Source organism: Aminobacter sp. BE322, assembly GCF_050433525.1.
GTDB lineage: Bacteria > Pseudomonadota > Alphaproteobacteria > Rhizobiales > Rhizobiaceae > Aminobacter.
The window spans coordinates 74483-96266 of sequence record NZ_JBNPXB010000017.1; the positions used below are offsets into that span (position 1 = coordinate 74483).

The 21784-nt window shown below is 67.4% G+C and carries 24 protein-coding genes; 10 read left to right on the plus strand and 14 right to left on the minus strand.

Annotated features, from left to right (window positions below; all coding sequences use genetic code 11):
• Positions 1–110: 110 nt before the first annotated feature.
• Positions 111–1265 (minus strand): PA0069 family radical SAM protein, encoded by a 1155-nt coding sequence (locus J2X50_RS20380; protein WP_429097737.1) that lies wholly within the window; start codon positions 1263–1265, stop codon positions 111–113.
• A gap of 148 nt (positions 1266–1413) precedes the next feature.
• On the opposite strand from J2X50_RS20380, the gene J2X50_RS20385 reads away from it, so the two are divergent.
• Positions 1414–1923: a glycosyltransferase gene (locus J2X50_RS20385; RefSeq protein ID WP_429097738.1), complete on the plus strand. Its 510-nt coding sequence runs from the start codon at positions 1414–1416 to the stop codon at positions 1921–1923.
• Between the two features lie 3 nt (positions 1924–1926).
• On the opposite strand, the gene moaB is transcribed toward J2X50_RS20385, so the two are convergent.
• The 6 genes from moaB to J2X50_RS20415 form a co-directional block, all read right to left on the minus strand.
• Positions 1927–2469, minus strand: coding sequence for a molybdenum cofactor biosynthesis protein B (gene moaB, locus J2X50_RS20390; protein ID WP_429097739.1), 543 nt, complete (start codon positions 2467–2469; stop codon positions 1927–1929).
• A gap of 5 nt (positions 2470–2474) precedes the next feature.
• Complete coding sequence (locus J2X50_RS20395; protein WP_429097740.1) at positions 2475–3341, minus strand: 4-(cytidine 5'-diphospho)-2-C-methyl-D-erythritol kinase; 867 nt, start codon at positions 3339–3341, stop codon at positions 2475–2477.
• Between the two features lie 10 nt (positions 3342–3351).
• A complete protein-coding gene (locus tag J2X50_RS20400) occupies positions 3352–3537 on the minus strand; it encodes a hypothetical protein (protein ID WP_340035425.1) in 186 nt (61 codons plus the stop codon).
• Positions 3538–3619: 82 nt separating this feature from the next.
• Positions 3620–4489 carry a S49 family peptidase gene (locus tag J2X50_RS20405; protein WP_429097741.1) on the minus strand — a complete coding sequence of 290 codons (870 nt, stop codon included), beginning with the start codon at positions 4487–4489 and terminating at the stop codon, positions 3620–3622.
• Between the two features lie 71 nt (positions 4490–4560).
• Entirely contained in the window at positions 4561–5361 is an 801-nt protein-coding gene (locus J2X50_RS20410; protein WP_429097742.1) for a tRNA1(Val) (adenine(37)-N6)-methyltransferase, read from the minus strand.
• Positions 5358–5582 carry a DUF2007 domain-containing protein gene (locus J2X50_RS20415; protein WP_429097743.1) on the minus strand — a complete coding sequence of 75 codons (225 nt, stop codon included), beginning with the start codon at positions 5580–5582 and terminating at the stop codon, positions 5358–5360. Before J2X50_RS20415 ends, J2X50_RS20410 begins: the two co-directional genes overlap by 4 nt.
• Before the next feature lie 149 nt (positions 5583–5731).
• Here J2X50_RS20415 and J2X50_RS20420 point away from each other — a divergent pair, with 149 nt between their 5' ends.
• From J2X50_RS20420 to J2X50_RS20430, 3 genes are all read left to right on the plus strand, one after another.
• Positions 5732–6748 (plus strand): polyprenyl synthetase family protein, encoded by a 1017-nt coding sequence (locus J2X50_RS20420; RefSeq protein ID WP_429097744.1) that lies wholly within the window; start codon positions 5732–5734, stop codon positions 6746–6748.
• Between the two features lie 183 nt (positions 6749–6931).
• Positions 6932–8938 (plus strand): tetratricopeptide repeat protein, encoded by a 2007-nt coding sequence (locus J2X50_RS20425; RefSeq protein ID WP_429097745.1) that lies wholly within the window; start codon positions 6932–6934, stop codon positions 8936–8938.
• A 114-nt stretch (positions 8939–9052) separates the two neighbouring features.
• Positions 9053–9997 carry a glycine--tRNA ligase subunit alpha gene (locus J2X50_RS20430; protein ID WP_429097746.1) on the plus strand — a complete coding sequence of 315 codons (945 nt, stop codon included), beginning with the start codon at positions 9053–9055 and terminating at the stop codon, positions 9995–9997.
• Positions 9998–10015: 18 nt separating this feature from the next.
• On the opposite strand, the gene J2X50_RS20435 is transcribed toward J2X50_RS20430, so the two are convergent.
• The gene (locus tag J2X50_RS20435) at positions 10016–10192 is read right to left on the minus strand and encodes a hypothetical protein (protein WP_429097747.1); all 177 of its coding nucleotides are present in this window, start codon (positions 10190–10192) and stop codon (positions 10016–10018) included.
• A gap of 202 nt (positions 10193–10394) precedes the next feature.
• Here J2X50_RS20435 and glyS point away from each other — a divergent pair, with 202 nt between their 5' ends.
• Complete coding sequence (gene glyS / locus J2X50_RS20440) at positions 10395–12686, plus strand: glycine--tRNA ligase subunit beta (protein ID WP_429097748.1); 2292 nt, start codon at positions 10395–10397, stop codon at positions 12684–12686.
• 24 nt (positions 12687–12710) lie between these two features.
• On the opposite strand, the gene J2X50_RS20445 is transcribed toward glyS, so the two are convergent.
• The gene (locus tag J2X50_RS20445) at positions 12711–13118 is read right to left on the minus strand and encodes a hypothetical protein (RefSeq protein WP_429097749.1); all 408 of its coding nucleotides are present in this window, start codon (positions 13116–13118) and stop codon (positions 12711–12713) included.
• A 199-nt stretch (positions 13119–13317) separates the two neighbouring features.
• Here J2X50_RS20445 and J2X50_RS20450 point away from each other — a divergent pair, with 199 nt between their 5' ends.
• From J2X50_RS20450 to J2X50_RS20460, 3 genes are all read left to right on the plus strand, one after another.
• Complete coding sequence (locus J2X50_RS20450; RefSeq protein ID WP_429097758.1) at positions 13318–14256, plus strand: L-threonylcarbamoyladenylate synthase; 939 nt, start codon at positions 13318–13320, stop codon at positions 14254–14256.
• Positions 14257–14271: 15 nt separating this feature from the next.
• Positions 14272–15702, plus strand: a complete 1431-nt coding sequence (locus tag J2X50_RS20455) for an FAD-binding oxidoreductase (protein ID WP_429097750.1) — start codon at positions 14272–14274, stop codon at positions 15700–15702.
• Between the two features lie 170 nt (positions 15703–15872).
• Positions 15873–16439, plus strand: coding sequence for a DUF6101 family protein (locus J2X50_RS20460; RefSeq protein ID WP_429097751.1), 567 nt, complete (start codon positions 15873–15875; stop codon positions 16437–16439).
• 9 nt (positions 16440–16448) lie between these two features.
• On the opposite strand, the gene ubiA is transcribed toward J2X50_RS20460, so the two are convergent.
• The gene (gene ubiA, locus J2X50_RS20465) at positions 16449–17432 is read right to left on the minus strand and encodes a 4-hydroxybenzoate octaprenyltransferase (protein WP_429097752.1); all 984 of its coding nucleotides are present in this window, start codon (positions 17430–17432) and stop codon (positions 16449–16451) included.
• A 208-nt stretch (positions 17433–17640) separates the two neighbouring features.
• Here ubiA and J2X50_RS20470 point away from each other — a divergent pair, with 208 nt between their 5' ends.
• Positions 17641–17889, plus strand: coding sequence for a DUF1344 domain-containing protein (locus J2X50_RS20470; protein ID WP_347964673.1), 249 nt, complete (start codon positions 17641–17643; stop codon positions 17887–17889).
• A gap of 76 nt (positions 17890–17965) precedes the next feature.
• Here the strand turns inward: J2X50_RS20470 and J2X50_RS20475 are convergent, their stop codons facing one another.
• The 4 genes from J2X50_RS20475 to J2X50_RS20490 all read right to left on the minus strand — a co-directional run bounded on the left by J2X50_RS20475 (position 17966) and on the right by J2X50_RS20490 (position 20931).
• Complete coding sequence (locus J2X50_RS20475) at positions 17966–18553, minus strand: histidine phosphatase family protein (protein WP_429097753.1); 588 nt, start codon at positions 18551–18553, stop codon at positions 17966–17968.
• Positions 18554–18575: 22 nt separating this feature from the next.
• Positions 18576–19394, minus strand: a complete 819-nt coding sequence (fabI, locus tag J2X50_RS20480) for an enoyl-ACP reductase FabI (RefSeq protein WP_347964675.1) — start codon at positions 19392–19394, stop codon at positions 18576–18578.
• A gap of 110 nt (positions 19395–19504) precedes the next feature.
• Positions 19505–20461 carry a DnaJ C-terminal domain-containing protein gene (locus J2X50_RS20485; protein WP_429097754.1) on the minus strand — a complete coding sequence of 319 codons (957 nt, stop codon included), beginning with the start codon at positions 20459–20461 and terminating at the stop codon, positions 19505–19507.
• 80 nt (positions 20462–20541) lie between these two features.
• Positions 20542–20931: an RT0821/Lpp0805 family surface protein gene (locus J2X50_RS20490; protein WP_429097755.1), complete on the minus strand. Its 390-nt coding sequence runs from the start codon at positions 20929–20931 to the stop codon at positions 20542–20544.
• Between the two features lie 117 nt (positions 20932–21048).
• On the opposite strand from J2X50_RS20490, the gene pdxH reads away from it, so the two are divergent.
• Positions 21049–21666: a pyridoxamine 5'-phosphate oxidase gene (pdxH, locus tag J2X50_RS20495; protein ID WP_347964678.1), complete on the plus strand. Its 618-nt coding sequence runs from the start codon at positions 21049–21051 to the stop codon at positions 21664–21666.
• Positions 21667–21784: the final 118 nt, after the last annotated feature.

The following is a 21784-nucleotide window of genomic DNA, read 5'->3' on the forward strand; positions in this document are numbered from 1 at the left end:
TCCGCAAGACCCTCCCGACCACAGGGGCAGCGGTCAGGGAAGGCACCGTCTACTGGCCACGGGGAAGGCCGGACGGAACTCGCAGTCGCGGGGCGCGCGCCCCGCGGCCGTCAGAGCAGCATCAGCTGCTCGTGCTCCTTGGGAGCGGCCTTGAACAGGTCGGTTCGAAGCGGGGTACGCTCGGAGTTGAGGCCGAGGCGCTTGGCGGCGATCTCGAAGCGACGGCCGATCTGCCACGCATAGGGGCCCTTGCCGCGCATGCGCTTGCCCCATTCCGAATCATAGTCCTTGCCGTCGCGCATCGAGCGGACCAGCGACATCACGTGCCGGTAGCTGTCCGGATAGTGGCGCAGCAGCCAGTCCTTGAAGATCGGGCTGACTTCGAGCGGCAGGCGCAGCACCACATAGCCGGCACCGCTGGCGCCGGCGGCGCGCGCGGAATCGAGGATGCGTTCGATCTCCTGGTCGGTCAGGCCGGGAACGATCGGCGCCACCATGACCGAAACCGGAATGCCGGCATCGGAAAGCTGGCGTATCGCCTCCAGCCGCTTCGTCGGCGTTGCCGCCCGCGGCTCCATGGTTCGCGCCAAAAGCCGGTCGAGCGTCGTCACCGACAGCGCCACCTTGGCGAGGCCCTTCTCGGCCATGCGGGCGAGGATGTCGATGTCGCGCGTGACCAGGGCGGACTTGGTGACGATGCCCACCGGATGGTTGCGCGCCTCGAGCACTTCGAGCACCTCGCGCATGATGCGCCAGTGCTTTTCGATCGGCTGGTAGGGATCCGTGTTGGTGCCGATGGCAATGGTGCGCGGCTGGTAGCCGTCCCTGGAAAGCTCGCGGTCGAGCAGCCGCGCAGCGTCCGGCTTGGCGAACAGCTTGGCTTCGAAGTCGAGCCCGGCCGACAGGCCCATGTAGCTGTGGGTCGGCCTGGCAAAGCAGTAGACGCAGCCGTGCTCGCAGCCGCGATAGGGATTGATCGAGCGGTCGAAGGAGATGTCCGGCGAGTCGTTGCGGGTGATGATGGTGCGCGGCTTCTCGACCTGCACTTCGGTCTTGAACGGCGGCAGTTCCTCGATGGTGCTCCAGCCGTCGTCGAAGACGTGCCGGCTCACCGGCTCGTAGCGCCCCGTAGGGTTGACGCCGGCACCGCGGCCGCGCCTGCGCTCCTGATGGACGCGGATGCCGCTGTCTTCGATCATGGCATTTGCCATTCCTGACCTGCCGGCTCCGAAGGCCGCGACGTCGGCACGCGCTATGGGTTCCATTTTCGCCGTCTCCCGATGGGAAGCCTGCCGGGCGTCGATTCGTCCGACATGAAACTATTCCTATTTTATGGAGTAGAACAAAGCAAGAACTTTGTGCTGCATGAGGGATGGCTGGCGCCGCGGCCGGCTTTCGGATATGCGGCTAGGGATGCTGAGCGTGCTGATCGAAACGCGGAACGACGAGGAGGGGCTGGCGCGCACGCTGGCCTCGCTGATCGGCGGTGCCGTCGAAGGCGTCGTCCGTGAGGTGATCGTCTGCGACCGGGGCTCGACCGACCAGACCCACTATGTCGCCGAGCATGCCGGCTGCGGCTTTCTCGACGGCGGCGTCGGCGCGGGCATCGCGCAGGCGAAGAGCGACTGGCTCCTGCTCTTGGAGCCCGGGGCGCGGCTGACCGACGGCTGGACCGAAGAGGTGCTGCGGCACATGTCGAGGGTGACGATGGCCGCGCGGTTCGCACGCTCGAAGGCGAGCGCCCGCCCGTTCTGGGTTCGGGTCACGTCGAGGCCGCGGGCGCTCGAGCAGGGGCTGGTGATCACCAAGCGACAGGCTGCCGTTCTCGGCCGCAACGACGCCGATGCGGAAGGCATAGCCCGGGGGCTGGCGATGAGGACGCTCGATGCGGAAATCGTGGTCGCGCCGGCGCGGGGCGCCTGAGGCCTATTTGCCGCCGCGCCGCAGGTGCTCGTCGAGCCGCGGCATGATCTCCACGAAGTTGCAGGGCATGTGCCGGTAGTCGAGCTGCGGCTTGAGGATGCCGTCCCAGGCGTCGCGGCAGGCGCCGGGCGAGCCGGGAAGCGCGAAGACGAAGGTGGCGTTGACGACGCCGGCGGTGGCGCGCGACTGGATCGTCGAGGTGCCGATCTTGTCGTAGGAGATACGGTGGAAGACCTCGGAGAAGCCGTCCATGCGCTTCTCGAACAGCGGCTCCAGCGCTTCGGGCGTCACGTCGCGGCCGGTGAAGCCGGTGCCGCCGGTGGTGATGACGACGTCGATGTCGGGATCGCGCGACCAGGCGGCGACGCATTGCCGGATCTTGTCCTTGTCGTCGGTGACGATGTGCCGGAGCGCGAGGATATGCCCGGCTTCCGCGATCCGGTCGGCAAGCGTCTGGCCGGACTTGTCGTCGGCCAGCGTGCGCGTGTCGGAGACGGTGAGCACCGCGATGCGGACCGGGATGAAGGGGCGGGGCTCGCTTGCCATCTTGCTCAGCTCCTGGTGGTGGTGGCGGCGGTGAACCATCCGGGCCGCTCGGCCGCGATCGAGGCCGCCGCGTCGCGGGCAGCCTCAGGATCGTCGAAGATGCCGAAGCAGGTCGCACCGGAACCCGACATGCGGGCGAAGGCGGCGCCGGCGCGCCGAAGCGCGGCGAGCGCGTCGGCGATGGACGGCTCGATCGCGATCGCCGGCGCTTCGAGATCGTTGCGCGACGAGGCCAGCCATTCGACGATTGCCGCAGGCTCGGGCAGCGCCGCAAGCGGCCGGTTGTCGCGCGCGGCCAGCGCCCCGAAGACCTTTGGCGTCTCGACGCCGATGCCGGGATTGACGAGGACGAGCGCAAGGCACGGCAGGCTGTCGACCGGCTGCAGCTGCTCGCCGATGCCGCGTGCGACCAGCGGCCTGGCGGCGAGGCACATCGGCAGGTCGGCGCCGAGCGGCAGGGAAAGCTGCGCGAGTTCCGGGGCCGTTGCCGGCAGGCCCCAAAGGCGCGCAAGCGCCCTGATCGCCGCGGCTGCGTCGCTCGATCCGCCGCCGATGCCGGATGCCACCGGCAGGTTCTTCTCGAGCGAGATCGCGACCGGGCGGGATGCGTGCGCGGGATAGGCCGCCCGCAGCGCGTCGCGGGCGCGCAGCACGAGGTTTGCGCCGTCGAGCGGGATCAGGGCGGCGAACGGACCGTCGACGGCGAAGCTGTCGGTGTCGGCGGCCGACACGGTGACGGTGTCGCCGAGTTCGGCGAACACGACCAGGCTTTCGAGCAGATGATAGCCGTCGGCGCGGCGTCCGGTGACGTGCAGCGCGAGATTGATCTTGGCCGGGGCGAGTTCGGCGAGCGGAACGGCGTCGAAGGTCACGGGCTGCCCGTCAATCCTTCTCGAGCCGGTATTCGCCGGTCTTGGGGTCCTTGACCAGCGTGCCGTCGGCGCCGGTCTGGCGCTGCTTCTCGTGGCGGCGCACCTTTGCAGTCACGCGGTCGGCCTCCCTGATGAACGAGCGGTAGCCGACATAGGCGACGACGACGACGAGCGCGAAGAAGATCAGCTGAGGCATTGCCGTTTTCCTCCCTTGCCGGGCGGTGGCCCCGCCGGCCGATCAGGGCAGGGGCGGATGATAGTCCCCCGCCTGCCCATTTTCAAAGTCCGAAGCGGCCCCACAGGGCGCGTTCTTCCGCCGCATCCACGAGCCCGGAGGCGATCGAGGCGGCGATGTCGGGCGTCAGCAAGGGCGAGGACGTGCCGAACATGCCGAGCCTGCGCCCGAACAGCCCGCGCGGCGGCGTGATCAGCCTGAGCTCGGTCTTCGGTCCGTAGCGGTCCCTGAGGACGGTGCGCATGTCGCCGAGCCCGTCGACCAGGCCCAGTTCCAGGCTGCGCTTGCCGGACCAGAACAGGCCGGTGAACAGGTCGGGATCGTCCTTGAGCTTGGCACCGCGGCGTTCCTTGACCAGCTCGATGAAGGTTTCGTGCACCTCGACCTGCAGCTTCTTGAGCCGCTCGACGTCCTCCTTGTTCTCGGGCTGGAACGGATCGAGCGTCGCCTTGTTCTTGCCCGCGGTATAGACCCGGCGCTCGACGCCGATCTTCTTCAAAAGCTCCGGGAAGCCGAACGAGGACGACACCACGCCGATCGAGCCGACGATGGAGGACGGATCGGCGATGATCTCGTCGCCGGCGACCGCGATCATGTAGCCGCCCGAGGCGGCGAGGTCCTCGACGAAGACCAGCACCTTCTTGTTCTTCTCGGCGGCGAGGTCGCGGATGCGCTTGTAGATGAGCCGCGCCTGCACCGGCGAGCCGCCGGGCGAATTGACCGAGATGGCGACGACGGGCGCGGCCGGGAACGAGAAGGCCTTCTCGATCAGGCCGGCTGTGGTGGCGAGCGACAGGGTCGGCCGGAACTGGCCGCCTCCCGACATGATCGCCCCTTGCAGGCGGATGACCGGGATCGTCACCTCGCCCGGGCGCATCGACTTGGGCAGCAGGCGGCGGATCAGCTTTTTCACGGCGCGGGTTCTCCGGTATCTGTCATGCGGGATGTATGCATTCTTCTGCAATCCGCAATCCTGGGGGATGCTCAATCACCGAAAAGCGACGAGCGGCCGTTGTTTATGTCGTCGGCGCGTTGCGAGAACCTGTCGCCTTCCTCGTGAAGGACCAGCGGCGGGCAGAGCACCATCGTCGCGCGCGATGCCCGTACGGCGCGGACGACGACCCGGATGGCGGGCGCGTCGGCGCGCGGATGCACGGGGACGACTTCGGCCCTGCCGAAGCGGCCGGCCATGGCACCGAGAATGGCGGCAAGCGATTCAGGCCGGGCGATGATGGCAAAGCCGCCGCGCGGCTTGACCACCGCCGCCGCGCTTCGGATCCAGCCTTCGAACAGGCCGTCCTCCATGACATGCGCCTGCCGTTTCAGCGCGTCCGGGGTCGGCCGGTGGTGGGCGGGATTGAAGGGCGGGTTCATGATGACCCAGTCGAGCGAACCATCGGCCAGCCCGGCCGCGGCCCTGGCCTTGCCGGAGAGCGCCACGTCCGCCACCAGCACCGAGGCCCGTGGGGCGATGCCTGCATTTGAGGGATGGGTCAGCGTCGCCCGGGCGAAGGCTGTCATTTCCGCGGTCAGCTCGACCAGAAGCACATGCGCGCCCTTGCAGCGCGAGGCGACGGCGAGCCCGGCGGCGCCCGCGCCGGCGCCGAAATCCGCGAGCTGTCCCTGAAAGCCCGAGGGGACGGCGGCGGCGAGCATCATCGCGTCCATGCCGGCCCGGTGCCCGCCCTTCTTCGGCTGCACCAGCCAGAAGTCGCCGCGATGGAAGGCGTCCAGCGTGTGCGGCGGCAGGGGCGGGCCGCCTGGATGTTGCGGCACGGCTGTCACCGGCGGCGGATTTCGTGCTCGATGCCCGCATCCTTGAGCAGCTGGCGTGCCTCGTCGGCGTCGTCCTCGTCGATGAGGATGCGGCGCGGCAGGATGCCGATCGAGCCGTCGAGCACGCTCATGTTCTGGTCGGCGATGAAGCAGCCGATGCCGGCATCGCGCAGCAGCGATTGCACGAAGGACAGGACGACGGCGTCGTTGGTGCGGATGAGCTCGATCATGGGCACGAAATTTGCAGTTCGGCGCGGCGAAGTAAACGGCACTTGTCGTTCCGCGCCAATTCGCCACTTGCAGGTGCAGTGCATGCCGCCATAGAATCGCCTAAAAGCTGCGCGCGCGACGGCGTGTCTGTGCAACGGGAGTATTGGCCTTGGGTGTCGTTCTCAACATCGAGAAGGGGAAGCGGGAAGCCGCGTCGATCAAGGATTTGATCGACCTGACCTCGGCCGACATGGCCAGGGTCAACAAGCTGATCCTGTCCAAGGCCGGTTCCGATGTCGAGATGATCCCGGAGGTGGCCAACCACCTGATCTCGTCCGGCGGCAAGCGGCTGCGGCCGATGCTGACGCTGGCCGCAGCGCAGATGTTCGGCTATTCCGGCGAGCATCACGTCAAGCTCGCGACCGCAGTCGAGTTCATGCATACGGCGACGCTTCTGCATGACGACGTCGTCGACGAGAGCGACCTGCGCCGCGGCAAGAAGACGGCGCGCACCATCTGGGGCAACCAGGCGAGCGTGCTGGTCGGCGATTTCCTGCTCGGCCAGGCCTTCCGCATGATGGTCGACGTCGGTTCGCTCGAGGCGCTCGACATCCTGTCGACGGCGGCTTCGATCATCGCCGAAGGCGAGGTCATGCAACTCGCGGCCGCCAAGAACCTCGAAACCACCGAGGACGAGCACTTCGCCGTCATCAAGGCCAAGACCGCAGCCCTGTTCTCGGCCGCCGCCGAGGTCGGTCCCGTGATCGCCGGCGCGTCGAAGAACGACAAGGCGGCGCTGCGCTCCTACGGCATGAACCTCGGCCTTGCCTTCCAGCTGATCGACGACGCGCTCGATTATGGTGGCTCCAGCAAGGACCTCGGCAAGAATGTCGGCGACGACTTCCGCGAGGGCAAGGTGACGCTTCCGGTGATCCTGAGCTATCGCCGCGGCACTGCGGGCGAGCGGGCCTTCTGGAAGAGCGCGATCGAGGCGGGCGGCTCGGACGACGCAGCCCTGGAGAAGGCCATCGGCCTGATGGCGCGGCACGGCGCGATCGCCGATACGATCGGGCGTGCCAGCCATTTCGGCGAGATTGCGCGCGATGCTCTGGCGCCGCTGGAGAACACGCCGCAGAAAGCGGCACTGCTCGACGTCATCGACTTCTGCATCAGCCGCGTCGTCTAGCCGCAGCCGGCCGAAGACGGGCGTTGCCTTTCTGCAAGTCGCTAGCCGGATGTTGAATTCTGCAACCGCGGCGGATTGAAGCGCGACCCCAAAAAGGCCATGCTTGGCATCGACAACCGGTCGCGGAATGAAACCCGTTTCGGGTGGCATGAGGACCGTACGATCCGACTAGGAAGGATATTCATGCGGCAGCGACGCGCAATCTGGCTCCTCGGGCTGGCGGCTCTGGCCGGCTTTTCCGCGCTGACCCAGCCGGGATATGCCAAACAGCCCACGGACCCGGTCGAGATAAACTCGTTCTCGGGGGCATATCTTGCGGCGCAGATCGCCGAGGCCGACGACGACCTCGGCAGCGCGATCGCCTACTACAAGCGCGCGCTGGCCTTCGATCCCCAGGACGCTTCGCTGCAGCAGAGCGTGATGCTTGCGCTTATCGCCCAAGGGCATTTCGACGAATCGCTGCCCTATGCGCAGATGCTGAAGACGGTTCCCGAGGCGGAGCGCTTCTCGCGGCTGGCGCTCGCCGTCGATGCCATCCGCAAGAAGGATTATTCGGCTGCCGAGACCTGGCTGAAGCTGGCGCTCGAATCCGATCTCGACCGGCTGATCACCGGAACCATGACGGCCTGGGCGAAAGAGGGCGAAGGCCGGCCCGCGGACGCGCTCGGGTTCCTCGAAAAGCTCGAGGGGCCGGAATGGTACGAGCTGTTCAAGGCCTATCACGGCGCCCTGATCGCGGATGCCGCCGGCGACAAGGTCAAGGCCGACAAGATCTATCGCTCGGCCATCGACAATCTTGGCGCCGGCAGTGCCGCGCCGGAGACCTGGATGCGCGCGGCCGAGGCCTATGCCGGCTTCCTGGCGCGCGACGGCAAGAACAAGGAGGCGCTCGCGGTTCTCGACCGCGCCGACGAGTTCTCGCCCGGCAAGCTGCCGATCGCTGCGCTGCGCGACCAGATCAACAAGGGCGAGAAGATCCCGCCGCTCGTGTCCGGACCCGGCGACGGCGCGGCCGAGATCCTGCTCAACCTGTCCACGGCGCTCAATCGCGGCGGCGGCGAGCCCTTCGTCCGGCTCTATCTGCAATATGCGCTGGCGCTCAAGCCGGAGAGCGACGAACTGCTGGTGCAGCTCGCGGCCGTTGCCGAACAGCAGCAGGACGGAGAAGGGGCGATCGAGCTCTATCGCCGCGTCCCGGCCGGCTCGCCGCTCAAGCGCCTGTCGGAACTGCAGCTCGGCCTCAACCTCGCCGACCTCAAGCGCCCCGACGAGGCCATCAAGCACCTGTCGGCCCTGGTCGAGCAGAATCCCGACGACATGCGCGGCTACCTCGCGCTGGGCGGGGTCTATGCGTCCACCGACAATTATCGCGCCGCCGCCGAGGTCTACGACAAGGCGGTCGAGCGGCTTAAGACGCCGACCAACGCCAACTGGAACATCTTCTACCAGCGCGGCATCGCCTACGAGCGGCTGAAGGAATGGCCGAAGGCCGAGCCCAATTTCCGCAGGGCCCTGGAGATGTTCCCCAACCAGCCGCAGGTGCTCAACTATCTCGGCTATTCGTGGGTCGACATGAATACCAATCTCGAGGAAGGCCTCGCGATGATCAAGAAGGCCGTCGACCTGCGCCCCAGCGACGGCTACATCGTCGATTCGCTCGGCTGGGCCTATTACCGTCTCGGCCGCTACGACGACGCGGTGCGCGAACTGGAGCGGGCCGTCTCGCTGAAACCCGACGATCCGGTGGTCAACGACCATCTCGGCGACGCCTACTGGCGGGTCGGACGCAAGCTGGAGGCCACCTTCCAGTGGCGTCATGCGCGCGACATGAAGCCCGAGCCGAACCTTCTGGCCGAGGTGGAGAAGAAGATCGCCGAGGGGCTGCCGGACCTGCCGGAGAAGCCGACCGCCCAGGAATCGCCGCTCAAGCCGCCCGCGGCCACCGAACCGCCGGCCGTGACGGACGGACAGAAGAAGAGCGAGGCCGACAAGCCCGCGACCGCCGATGCCGCCGCCGAGGTCGTTCCCGCCGCCTACAAGGTCCAGCCGGGGCAGTCGCTCTGGTCGATCGCCAACGACGTGCTGGGCGACGGCGACCGCTATCGCGAGATCCTCGACCTCAATCCCGCCCTGCGCGGCGATCCCGGCCGGATCGCGCCGGGCCAGGAATTGCGGCTGCCGGGGAACTGATCCCGGAGCGGGCCGGCGGCTGCCGCTGCTTGACCCTTATCTTCGCTCGGAATAGGACGGGGCCACTCAGGCCCCGTTTTCTTTGGGGCGCGCGCCAATGATCGAGCTTTGCCCGTGACCAACAGTCTGCCCGCCCACATGCATCCCAGCCGCTCGTTCCAGGGGCTGATCCTGACGCTGCACAATTACTGGGCGGAGCGCGGCTGCATCATCCTGCAGCCCTACGACATGGAAGTGGGCGCCGGCACGTTCCACCCCGCCACCACCTTGCGGGCGCTCGGACCGAAGCGCTGGAACGCCGCCTATGTGCAGCCCTCGCGCCGGCCCAAGGACGGCCGCTACGGCGAGAACCCGAACCGGCTGCAGCACTACTACCAGTACCAGGTGATCCTGAAGCCCAACCCGGCCAACCTGCAGGAACTCTATCTCGGCTCGCTGAAGGCGATCGGCATCGATCCCCTGGTGCACGACATCCGCTTCGTCGAGGACGATTGGGAGAGCCCGACGCTCGGCGCCTGGGGCCTTGGCTGGGAGTGCTGGTGCGACGGCATGGAAGTGTCGCAGTTCACCTATTTCCAGCAGGTCTGCGGCATCGAATGCGCTCCCGTCGCCGGCGAGCTGACCTATGGCCTCGAGCGCCTGGCCATGTATGTGCAGGGCGTCGACAACGTCTACGACCTCAACTTCAACGGCCTCGAGGGCGACGACAAGGTCACCTATGGCGAGGTCTTCCTGCAGGCCGAGCAGGAATATTCGCGCCACAACTTCGAATATGCCAATACGGCGATGCTGCTCCGCCACTTCGATGACGCGGAAGCCGAGTGCAAGGCGCTGCTGGCCGCCGGGGCGCCGGCGGAGGGCGGCAATTCCGCCCAGCACAAGATGGTGTTCCCGGCCTACGACCAGGCCATCAAGGCCAGCCACGTCTTCAACCTGTTGGATGCGCGCGGCGTGATCTCGGTGACCGAGCGGCAAAGCTACATCCTACGGGTCCGCAACCTTGCCAAGGCTTGCGGCGAGGCCTTCCTTCAGACGGAAGCCGGCGGGCTGACGATCTGACCCGACTCTAACGTTGCGCTAAGCGGCCATAGCCATTTCCAGTCCCTCCGGAAGGTGCGACTGGACGACCTCGCCATTTATCGTCTGCAGCGCCCTGCGCACGCCCGGCATGCGATATTCGGCCGGTGCCGCGACATGCATGGCGAACAGGGCGCTGAGCGTAAGGATCTGGAGGAGGGCGGAAGCGGTTTTCATCGTCGTCGAGCCAAAAGGTGTCTGCCTGAGCATTGGTCGCTTCAGCGCGCTGTCTGGTTCACGGGAATGTCTGCCCGGAGGACGATTTCGTTGCGGGCGTGCCGACAAGGCACGGCAAATTTCGCAATCGCGCGCGGGAAGGTGACAGCGGGCGGATGAGTTGCTATTCCGCGCGGACCAATTGCCGCGTGTGAGCCGTCCGATGCCCGATCTGCTTCTTGAGTTGCGTTCCGAAGAAATCCCCGCCCGCATGCAGCGCAAGGCGGCCGGCGATCTGAAGAAGATGTTGACCGACGGCCTGGTCGAGGCCGGCCTGACCTATGAGGCGGCGCGCGAATATTGGACGCCGCGGCGCCTGACGCTCGACATACGCGGCCTGACCGCCCGCTCGAAGGACATCCGCGAGGAGCGCAAGGGCCCGAGCACCAAGGCGCCCGAGGCCGCGATCCAGGGCTTCCTGCGCAGCGCCGGACTCGCCTCGATCGACGAGGCGCATGTCCACAGCGATCCGAAGAAGGGTGATTTCTACGTCGCCCACATCTCCAAGCCCGGCCGCGCCGCCGAAGAGGTCGTCGCCGAGCTGATGCCGGCGATCGTCAAGTCCTTCCCGTGGCCCAAGTCGATGCGCTGGGGCCCGGCCTCGGCCAGGCCCGGCAGCCTGCGCTGGGTGCGGCCGCTGCAGTCGATCGTCTGCACCTTCGGGCCGGAGACCGAGGAGCCGGTGGTGATCGACTTCGAGATCGACGGCATCCGCTCCGGCAACGTCACCTTTGGCCATCGCTTCCATGCGCCGGAGGCGATCACGGTGCGCCGCTTCGACGATTACGCGGCCAAGCTCGAGGCGGCCAAGGTCGTCATCGACGCCGAGCGCCGCAAGGAAATGATCCTCGCCGACGCGCGCAACCTGGCCTTTGCCCAGGGCCTCGACCTGGTCGAAGACGAGGGGCTGCTGGACGAGGTCTCCGGGCTCGTCGAATGGCCGGTGGTGCTGATGGGGCAGTTCGAGGATGCCTTCCTCGAAATCCCGGCCGAGGTGATCAGGCTCACCATCCGCGCCAACCAGAAGTGCTTCGTGACGCGGCCGCAGGGCAGCGAGGACGCGCTTTCGCATCACTTCCTCCTGACCTCCAACATCGAGGCCAAGGACGGCGGCAAGGAAATCGCCCACGGCAACGGCAAGGTCGTGCGCGCCCGCCTCTCCGACGCCCTCTATTTCTGGAAGACCGACCAGGGCGACCTGCCGGACCTCGACACGCTTAAGGAGTCGGCACTGGTCTTCGGGCTCGATCTGGACAAGCCGCTCGACCAGCGCATGGCGCGGCTCGACCATCTCGGCGTCACCTTCCACGCCAAGCTGGGCACGCAAGGGGCGCGGGTCGAGCGCATCCGGGCGCTGGCCCGCGAGATCGCCCCGCTGGTCGGCGCCGACCCCAGGCTCGCCGAGCGTGCCGCCGTGCTCGCCAAGGCCGACCTGCAGACCGAGGTGGTCGGCGAGTTCCCCGAGCTCCAGGGCGCCATGGGCCGCAAATATGCGTTGCTGCAGGGCGAAAGCCCCTCGGTGGCGGCGGCGCTCGAGGAGCACTACAAGCCGCAGGGCCCGTCCGACCGCGTGCCGACCGATCCGGTGTCGGTGACGGTGGCACTTGCCGACAAGCTCGACACGCTGGTCGGCTTCTGGACCATCGACGAGAAGCCGACGGGCTCGAAGGATCCCTACGCGCTGCGTCGCGCCGCACTCGGCGTCATCCGCATCATCCTCGCCGCCCGCGGCAAGCTGCCGCTCAAGACGCTGTTCGATGCGGCGCTGACCCAGCTGGCGGAAGCCGCGATCGAGAAGCGGATCGACGAGTTCGAGGCCGGGCAGGCGAAGCTCGACACCGGCGACGTCGACGGCGAGCAGGACGTCGACAACGCGCTTGCCGCCTTCGAGGCGGAAATCCGCCGCGACACGATCGAGCGCGCGGCACCGCTCAAGGCCGACCTGCTGGCCTTCTTCCACGACCGGCTGAAGGTGTACCTGCGCGAGCTCGGCGCCCGCTACGACCTGATCGACGCGGTGATCACGCCCGACGCCGACGACCTCCTGACCATCACGCGCCGCGTCGAGGCGCTGGGACACTTCCTCGACAGCGATGACGGCAGGAACCTGCTCGCCGGCACCAAGCGCGCCGCCAACATCCTGGCCGCCGAGGAGAAGAAGGGCACGGTCGTCGCCGACGGCGTCGACCCGGGCCTGTTCCGCGAGCCGGCCGAGAACGCGCTGTTCGTGCCGGTGAATCAGGCCGTGAGCGAAGCCGGCCAGGCGATCCGCAACGAGGACTTCTCCGGGGCCATGCGCGCGCTCAGCGCGCTGCGCGAGCCCGTCGATTCATTCTTCGAGAAAGTTCTCGTGAATGATGAAGACGCAGCCGTGCGGGCGAACCGGCTGGCGCTGCTCGCCCGCATCCGCGCCGCCACCGACCAGGTCGCCGACTTCTCCAAGATCGCTGGCTAGGTCGAACTGACGATTTAGGCGGGCCTACTCGGTCTCCGGGTAGGCGGGGTTGACCGTGATGCTGTCGGCCTTGACCGGCTGAGGCGCCGGGGCGGCGGATGCAGCCGGCTGCGCCGGTGCGTCTGCGGCGGGTGCGTCTGCGGCTGGTGCGGCCGCGACCGGGGCTGGCCGCGGCGAAGACGAGCCGACTTCGCCGCCGCGGATGACCAGAGGCGCCGGCCCCATCCGCACCGGCGGGCGGGCGATGGCAGCCACCTTGCCCGTATCGACCGCCGGCGTGCCGCGTTCGATGACGGAGGCCGACCGGCCGGCCTCTCCGGACACGACGATCGACGCACCGGCGGCGTTGCCGCCGAGCTCGACGATCGACGAGGCACGGGCAGGGGCCGACGCCACGATGGCGACGGCAAGAAACGCGGCAAAGACCTGCATTTGTCCCTCGGGGGTCGAAACGAATGTTCGGGCGCATCCTAATCGCGGCGGGTTGCGGCCCGATTTCGCGGATGCGGCGCATTTTAGCGGTCTGGCGATTCTCGATTGTCCCGGCCTTGCCGCAGCGGCCACCCCGCGTTAGGGACCGGGTGAACAGGGAAACGACGACGTGACGGAACTGATCCCGGCGGACAAGGCGATGGATCGCGCGCTCGCGCTGCTCGGCGCCGGCGAGGTTGTGGCCATTCCGACCGAAACCGTCTACGGGCTCGCCGGCGACGCCACCAACGGGGCCGCGGTCGCGCGCATATTCGAGGCCAAGGGGCGGCCGCGCTTCAATCCGCTGATCGCCCATGTCGCCGACATGGAGATGGCCGAGCGCATCGGCGAATTCGATCCGCTGTCGCGCAGGCTGGCCGACAGGTTCTGGCCGGGACCGCTGACGCTGGTCGTGCCGCTCAGGACAGAGTTCGGCATCCATCCGCTGGTCACCGCCGGGCTCGACACGATCGCCCTCAGGATGCCCATGGGTTTCGGCGGCAAGCTGATCGCGAGGCTGGGGCGGCCGCTCGCGGCCCCCAGCGCCAACACCTCGGGCAAGATCAGCTCGACCAGCGGCGAGGCCGTGGCGCGCGACCTCGGCGGCAGGATACCGCTCGTCGTCGACGGCGGGCCGACCTCGGTCGGGCTCGAATCGACCATCGTCAAGGTCGAGGACGGCCGGGTGCGGCTGCTGCGCCCGGGTGGCATCGCGGCCGGCGAGATCGAGGCGGTGGCTGGCGCGCCGCTGCTGCGCGGCGTCACCGCGGGCATCGAGGCGCCGGGCATGCTGGCCTCGCATTATGCGCCGGGCGCGCAGATGCGCCTCAATGCCGACAGCGTCGACGAGGGGGAGGCGCTGCTCGGCTTCGGGCCGAAGCGCGCCGAGGGCTGGCAGGCGGCCCGCGCCTTCCTCAACCTCTCCGAGACCGGCGACCTGCGCGAGGCGGCCGCCAACCTGTTCTCGCACCTCCAGGCGCTGGACCACAGCGGTGCCGCCTCCATCGCCGTCGAGCCGGTCCCCGCGGTGGAACTCGGCGAGGCGATCAACGACAGGCTGGCGCGCGCGGCGGCCCCTCGTGACAATCCGCACGGCTGAAACTAGCTTCATCCCATGACCAAGACCCCGAACGGCCTCGACCCCGCGCTTGCCGAGCGCTTCACCGCGATCGTCGGCGAGCGCTACGCCGTCAGACAGGGCTCGGACATCGAGCCCTATGTCCACGAGCCGCGCGGGCTGTTCACGGGAGCGACCTCGCTGGTGCTCAGGCCCGGCAGCGTCGAGGAGGTGAGCGCGATCATGAAGCTCGCCACCGAGTCGCGCACGCCGGTCGTGCCGCAGGGCGGCAACACCGGCCTCGTCGGCGGCCAGGTCCCGGATCGCTCCGGCGGCCAGGTGGTCCTGTCGCTGTCGCGGCTCAACCGCATCCGCGAGATCGATCCCGTCTCCAACACCGTCATCGCCGAGGCGGGCGTCGTGCTCGACCAGCTTCACCATGCGGCCGACACGGTCGACAGGCTCTATCCGCTGTCGCTCGCCTCGCAGGGCTCGTGCCAGATCGGCGGCAACCTGTCGTCCAATGCCGGCGGCACGGCCGTGCTGGCCTACGGCAATGCGCGCGAACTCTGCCTCGGCGTCGAGGTCGTGCTGCCGACCGGCGAGGTGCTGGACGACCTGCGCAAGCTCAAGAAGGACAACACCGGCTACGACCTCAAGAACCTGTTCGTCGGGGCAGAGGGCACGCTCGGCATCATCACCGCCGCGGTGCTGAAGCTCTATCCCAAGCCGAAGGGCCGCGAGGTTGCTTGGGTCGGGCTGGCCTCGGCCGAGGCGGCGCTGGCGCTGTTCAACACCGCCCAGGACCTCGGGGGAGGAGCGCTCACCGCCTTCGAACTCATCGGACGGATCCCGATGGAATTCGCCATGCGCCACATCCCCGACGCGCGGCCGCCGCTGCAGGGCGACTGGGACTGGCAGGTGCTGATGGAGATCTCCTCCGGCCGCTCGGCCGAGGACGCCCGGACGCTGATCGAGGACATCCTCTCCTCCGGCTTCGAGGCCGGGCAGGTCGGCGACGCGGCGATTGCCGCCAGCATTGGCCATGCCAACGAGTTCTGGCGCCTGCGCGAGATGCTGCCCGAAACCCAGAAGGCCGAAGGCGCGTCGATCAAGCACGACATTTCCGTGCCCATCGCCAGCATACCCGCCTTCATCGAACAGGCAGGCAGGGCAGTGGCAGGCGTCAGCCCCGAGGCGCGCGTGGTCTGCTTCGGCCACATGGGCGACGGCAACCTGCACTACAACGTCTCGCAGCCCGCGGGCATGGAGGGGGAGGCGTTCCTGGCGCTCTACAGGCGCATGAACGATGCGGTCCACGCCGTGGTGCGCAGCTTCAACGGTTCGATCTCGGCGGAGCATGGCATCGGCCAGCTCAAGCGCGACGAACTGATCGCCACCGCACCGCCGGTGGCCATCGAGCTGATGCGCCGGGTGAAGTCGGTCTTCGACCCCGCCGGCATCATGAACCCCGGCAAGGTGATTTGATCCATTCCGGTGGCATTCCGATAACCATCGCCGAGATCAGCAAAATTTAACCGACTTTCTTAAGCGGGGCGGTAAGGAGGCCCCGCTAGTGTCCTTCCTACAAACGAGACCGGGAAAACTGGTCCGGAGAGACCGGAAGCCGGCTCTCAGGAGAAACAGGAAGGCACAACATGAACACCGGACTGAAGCCAGTCTGGGCGGGACGCAACATGCGCCTCGACCCATTCCGCTTGCCGCAGATGGTCAGCTACGCCACGCGCGACGACCTTGGCGATGTTACCTTCACCATCGACCATCGCGGTGCCGTCGTTCGTCGCCTGCTCGCGCAGAGCGGCCTGCCTGTGACCATCGCGCTGCCGTCGCGGGCCTTCAGGGGCGTTGCCGCGAGGGCGCTGGAGGACGACTGCGGCAACGTCACGGTGACGCTGGAGCTGCTGCATAACGACCCGATGCTTTCCGTGCCGCTGCTGGTGGCCGACGATCTCGACGACGTCGCCGCAGACTGGCGTGCCTGGGCCGATTTCTACGGCATGCCGATGCTGCTGATCGAGGCGGACGGCGTCGCCCGCACGCTGGAGGAATCGCTCGGCGCGGCGATCAAGACGCGAACCGCGGTGGACCGCCGCAAGGGCCGTGTCTCGCGCATGCGCCGGCCTCGTTTCCTCGCCCGCCGCAAGGCCGGCACGCTCGGCGTGCGCCTCGTCATCGACGGCGAGGAGATCATCGCCCGCGCCTGACGGCGCGGGTCAGATCAGCGGCTTGAGCGCCACCCAGGCGCCGCCAAGCACCAGCCCGAGGAAGATGATCCAGCCGACCTGACCGTTCGACCTGAACAGCTTCAGGCATTGGTCGGGGTCGTCGATGTCGAGGCTGACGATCTGGCGGGCCATATGCGCGCCAGCCGCGACCAGTCCGGCGAGCGCCGGCATCGGCACCTGCGCCATGGCAAAGGCTGTGGCGAACAGGATCAGGGCGCCGCCGTAGAGGCCGGCCAGCCAGGACTTGGTGTTCTCGCCGAAATAGCGCGCCGTCGACTTCACGCCGACCAGCGCGTCGTCTTCCTTGTCCTGGTGGGCGTAGATGGTGTCGTAGCCGATCACCCACATGATCGAACCGAAATAGAGCAGCAGGGCGGGCGCATCGATGTCGCCGAACTCCGCCGCCCAGCCCATCAGCGCGCCCCAGGAAAAGGCGAGGCCGAGCACGAACTGGGGCCAATTGGTGATGCGCTTCATGAACGGATAGATCGCCACGATCGCCAGCGACGAGATGCCGAGCACGACGGCGAAGCTGTTGAACTGCAGCAGCACCACCAGCCCGACGAGGCCCTGCAGCACGAGGAAGCCCCACGCCTGCCGCCGGCTGACCTGGCCGGCCGGAAGCGGCCGGGACCGCGTCCGTTCGACCTGGGCGTCGATGTTCTCGTCGACGAGGTCGTTGTAGGTGCAGCCGGCCCCGCGCATGGCGATGGCGCCGATCATGAACAGCACCAGGAACCAGGGCGAGGGCAGCAGCGAGACGAGGCTGTCTCCGGGCCGGGAAAAGGCGCTCGCCGCCATCGCCAAGGACCACCAGCATGGCCACAGCAAGAGCACCCAGCCGATCGGCCGGTCCCAGCGGGCGAGCTGGGCGTAGGGCCAGAGCTGGCGGGGCAGGGCGCGATAGACCCAATGCCTGCTCGGGGCGTCGGCGACCCGGCCCTGGCCGGCTTTGGACTGTATGGGTTCCATGGGCGTGGAGTGGCAGGCCGGCGCCCGCGCGTCAAGCCGCGGCCTTCGGCGGTCGCGGGCGGAGGGGTGTCACTGGCCGTTTTAGCCGTGGTCAAAGCGTGATCGGAGCCGATTTAGTTTTGACACATTCGGTTGGTTTCTGCTTCCCTCCGACCGATCAATCGAAGCATGCCCCGCGACCGCGGGGCTAAGAAGAATGAGGACGATAATGCGTACCCTTATTGGCGCCGTAGCCGCCGTTCTCGCGATCACGGGCGCTGCGCTGGCCGCCGAGGTGGAAGGTCAGGTCAAGTCGATCGACAAGGAAAAGCTGATCATCACCCTCGACAACGGCAAGTCCTACAAGCTGCCGGGTGAATTCGACGTCGCGAACATCAAACCGGGCATGGACATCATGATCGCCTATGACGAGGTCGGCGGCGAGAACCTGATCACCGACATGGACCTGTCGCAGTAAGAGCCATCTGCCGCTGCTTTGCTCGTCTTGACGCAATTCCGGACGGAAAACCGCTTCGCGCTTTTCCCGGAATTGCTCAGAGCCAGTCGAGCCGGCCGCCTTCGAGTTTCAGCACGCGGTCCTGGGGAACCTCCAGGGCCGCGGCTCTGTTTTCGGACATGCCTTCGACGAGCCTGAAGATCGCGCGCACCACGCCGCCATGGGTGACGCAGACGGTCGGTCCGGAAATCTCGGCAAACCACGACGCGACCCGAGCGGTGAGCATTTCATAGCTTTCCGCGCTGTCGCCGGGCGGCACGAAGTTCCACTTGTCGAAGCGGCGGGCCTGCGTCGACCCCGGCCGACGGGCTTCCAGTTCCGCGAAGGTATGGCCTTGCCAGTCGCCGAAATGGACTTCGACGAGGCGCGGGTCGGTGCGATAGGCGGCGGGGTCCAGGCCCATGGCCGCGCGCGCACGTTCCATGGTCTCGCGGGTGCGCCGCATCGGGCTCGCGACGAAGTCGAACTGCAGCGGATCGGCGATCAGTTCGGCCAGCCTGCGGCCGTTGCGGTCGGCCTGGCTGCGGCCGAGCGCGTTGATGTCGGTGTCGGCCTGGCCCTGCAGGCGCTGTTCGGCGTTCCAGGCCGTCTGGCCATGGCGCACGAAATAGACGAGTTGCGTCATGGCTGTTCGGCGTGCTGCGGCATCAATCCTTGACGGTGGAGATGTCCGGCGCGTCGACGGCCTTCATGCCGACGACGTGGTAGCCCGAATCGACGTGGTGCACTTCGCCGGTGACGCCGCGCGACAGGTCCGACAGGAAGTAGAGGCCGGAATCGCCGACCTCGTCGATCGATACGGTGCGGCGCAGCGGGGCGTTGTACTCGTTCCACTTGAGGATGTAGCGGAAGTCGTCGATGCCGGAGGCGGCGAGCGTCTTGATCGGGCCGGCGGAGATGGCGTTGACGCGGATCTTCTTGGGGCCGAGGTCGACGGCGAGATATTTCACGCTGGCCTCGAGTGCTGCCTTGGCCACGCCCATGACGTTGTAGTTCGGCATGACCTTCTCGGCGCCGTAATACGTCATGGTCAAAAGCGAACCGCCGTCCGGCATCAGCTTCTCGGCGCGCTGGGCGATAGCCGTGAACGAATAGACCGAGATGTCCATGGTCTTCAGGAAGTTGCCGTGGCTTGTGTCGACGTAGCGGCCGGTCAGTTCTTCCTTGTCGGAGAAGCCGATGGCGTGGACGACGAAGTCGAGCTTGCCCCACTTCTTCTCAAGGGTCTCGAACACGGCGTCGATGCTGGCCATGTCGGTCACGTCGCAATGGCCGCAGACGAAGGCGCCGATCTCGGCGGCCAGCGGCTCGACACGCTTCTTCAGCGCATCGCCCTGATAGGTGAATGCGAGTTCCGCGCCCTGGTCGGCGCAGGCCTTGGCGATGCCCCAGGCGATCGATCGGTTGTTGGCGACGCCGAGAATAAGGCCGCGCTTGCCGGCCATCAGGCCCTGTCCACCCGCCATATGAACGCACTCCTGAAATTGAAAGGTTTTCAAGCTGCCCTATCGCATAGGCACTTGCCGCCTTCAAGCTTTCATAAGCCGAAGTACCAGTGCCCCGCCGGCAAGGCGCGTCAGTCGGAGGATTTGCGCACGAATTCGGCGAGTGCCGCATCGCCGCCCTCGGGCAGCATGACGCGCACATGGACGTAGAGGTCGCCGTGGCCGCCGGCCTTCTCGGGCAGGCCGCGGCCCTTGATGCGCAGCACCTTGTCCGAGCTCGACCACTCCGGCACCTTGACCGCGATCCGGCCGGTCGGCGTTTCGACCGCGGCCTTGGTGCCGAGCACGGCGTCGTGCAGGGTGACCGGCAGGTCGGCATGGAGGTCGCGGCCCTCGACGCGATAGCGCGCATGGCGGCGGAACCTGATCTTGACCAGCGCGTCGCCGGCGCCGCCGAAGCCCTGTTCGCCCTGGCCCTTGAGCCTGATCGTCTGGCCGTCCTCGACATAGTCCGGCAGCTTGACCGCGATCTTGCGGCCGTCGGGGAACAGCGCCGTCACCTTGGGGGCGGTCGCCGCTTCTTCGATAGTGACGTCGAGGTTGACGTTGACGTCGGCGCCCGGCTGGGCGCGCTGGCCGCCCATGCCGGCACCATGTCCGCCGGCTCCCGGACCGGCGGCTCCATGTCCGCCGGCGCGCTGGCCGAAGGCGTCGCCGAAGATCTGGCTGAAGATGTCGCCCGTGTCGAAGCCGCCCGGTCCCGAGGAACGGAACTCGAAATGGCTGGCGCCCGGACCCGACTGCTGGCGGCGGAACCCGCCGAACGGGTCGCCGCCGGCGGCACCTTCGAAGCCGTGGAATCGCTGCTTGCCCTCGGCGTCGATCTCGCCGCGGTCGAAAGCCGCCTTCTTCTTCTCGTCGCCGAGAATTTCATAGGCCTGGTTTGCGGCCGAAAACCGCTCCTTGGCCTTCGGATCGTCCGGGTTCTGGTCCGGATGATGCTTCTTGGCGAGCTTGCGGAAGGCCGCCTTGATGTCCTTGGCCGAGGCGTTCCTGGCAACGCCCAGCACCTCATAGGGGTCGCGCATATGATGAATCCACGCAGAGAAAGGGTTGGTCCGCCCCTATATGCGCCTCGCTAGGAAGAAATTCCAGAGGCGACTGGGCTTCAGGCCGGCTCGAACGACACCATCTGCCAGGCGCCGGCGCCGGCGGCGCAAATCTCGCCGGTGAACATCCGCACGCCGTCGAAGCTCTCGCGCGAGGCGGAAAAGCGGCGGCAGAGCACGCCGCGTTCGGTGCTCTCGGAAACCGCGCTGACGGCGCCACGCGAGCCGGTCTCGGCATTGCCCCAGGGAATCGCCTGGCCGTTCAGGCCTTCGATGTCGGCGGACGACACGGCGTTGCGGATCGTCGTCTCGTCGGAAAGCCGGCTGGAATCCGTGGTGCGATCGGGATCGTCCGGCACGCTGCCGGTCAGGATGCTGCGATCCACCTCGGCCTTCTCGAGGCTGAAGCCGCCGATGGCGCAGGCGCTGACGCTGGTCAGGCCGAGCAATACGGTGCTCCTTAGGGCCAGCTTTCGGAATCGTGGGAGGCACTGGCCTTCGAAGGCTTGCGCGAGGCGCGGCAATCGGCATTCTCCGGTCGGCATGGGCAGGTCGAGTAAAGAGCTATGACGGACACTGAGTTAACAAGCGGTGACTTCACCGAGAGCGCGGAGCCTTTCCGGCTGTTTGCCGCATGGCTGAAGGATGCGACGGCGAGCGAGCCGAACGATCCCAACGCGGTGGCGCTGGCGACCGTCGACCCGGACGGCCTGCCTGACGCGCGCATGGTGCTGCTCAAGGGTTTCGACGAGCAGGGCTTTGTCTTCTACACCAACTTCGAGAGCGCCAAGGGGCGCGAGATCCTGGCGACGATGAAGGCTGCCATGTGCTTCCACTGGAAGTCGTTGCGGCGCCAGGTCCGCGTGCGCGGACCTGTGGAAATCGTCACCGATGCGGAGGCAGACGCCTATTTCGCCTCGCGTCCGCGCGGCAGCCGAATCGGCGCCTGGGCGTCGAAGCAGTCGCGCCCGCTCGAAAGCCGATTCGCCCTGGAGAAGGCGGTGGCCGAATACACGGCCCGCTACGCCATCGGCGAGATTCCCCGGCCGGCCTACTGGTCGGGCTTCCGCATCGTGCCGAGCCAGATCGAGTTCTGGCACGACAGGCCCTTCAGGCTGCATGACCGCGTCGTCTTCACCCGCAACGCCGCGGGCGGCTGGGACAAGGACAGGCTTTATCCGTGAGGGAGTTTAACCCTCCCCACAAAGCAGGGGAATCGCATATGGCTTTTTGGGGGTTGAAGTTGGCCTGAGAAGGGATTCTTTGGGCAGGCAGTCGAACGAGGGAGAGACTGCCATTTCC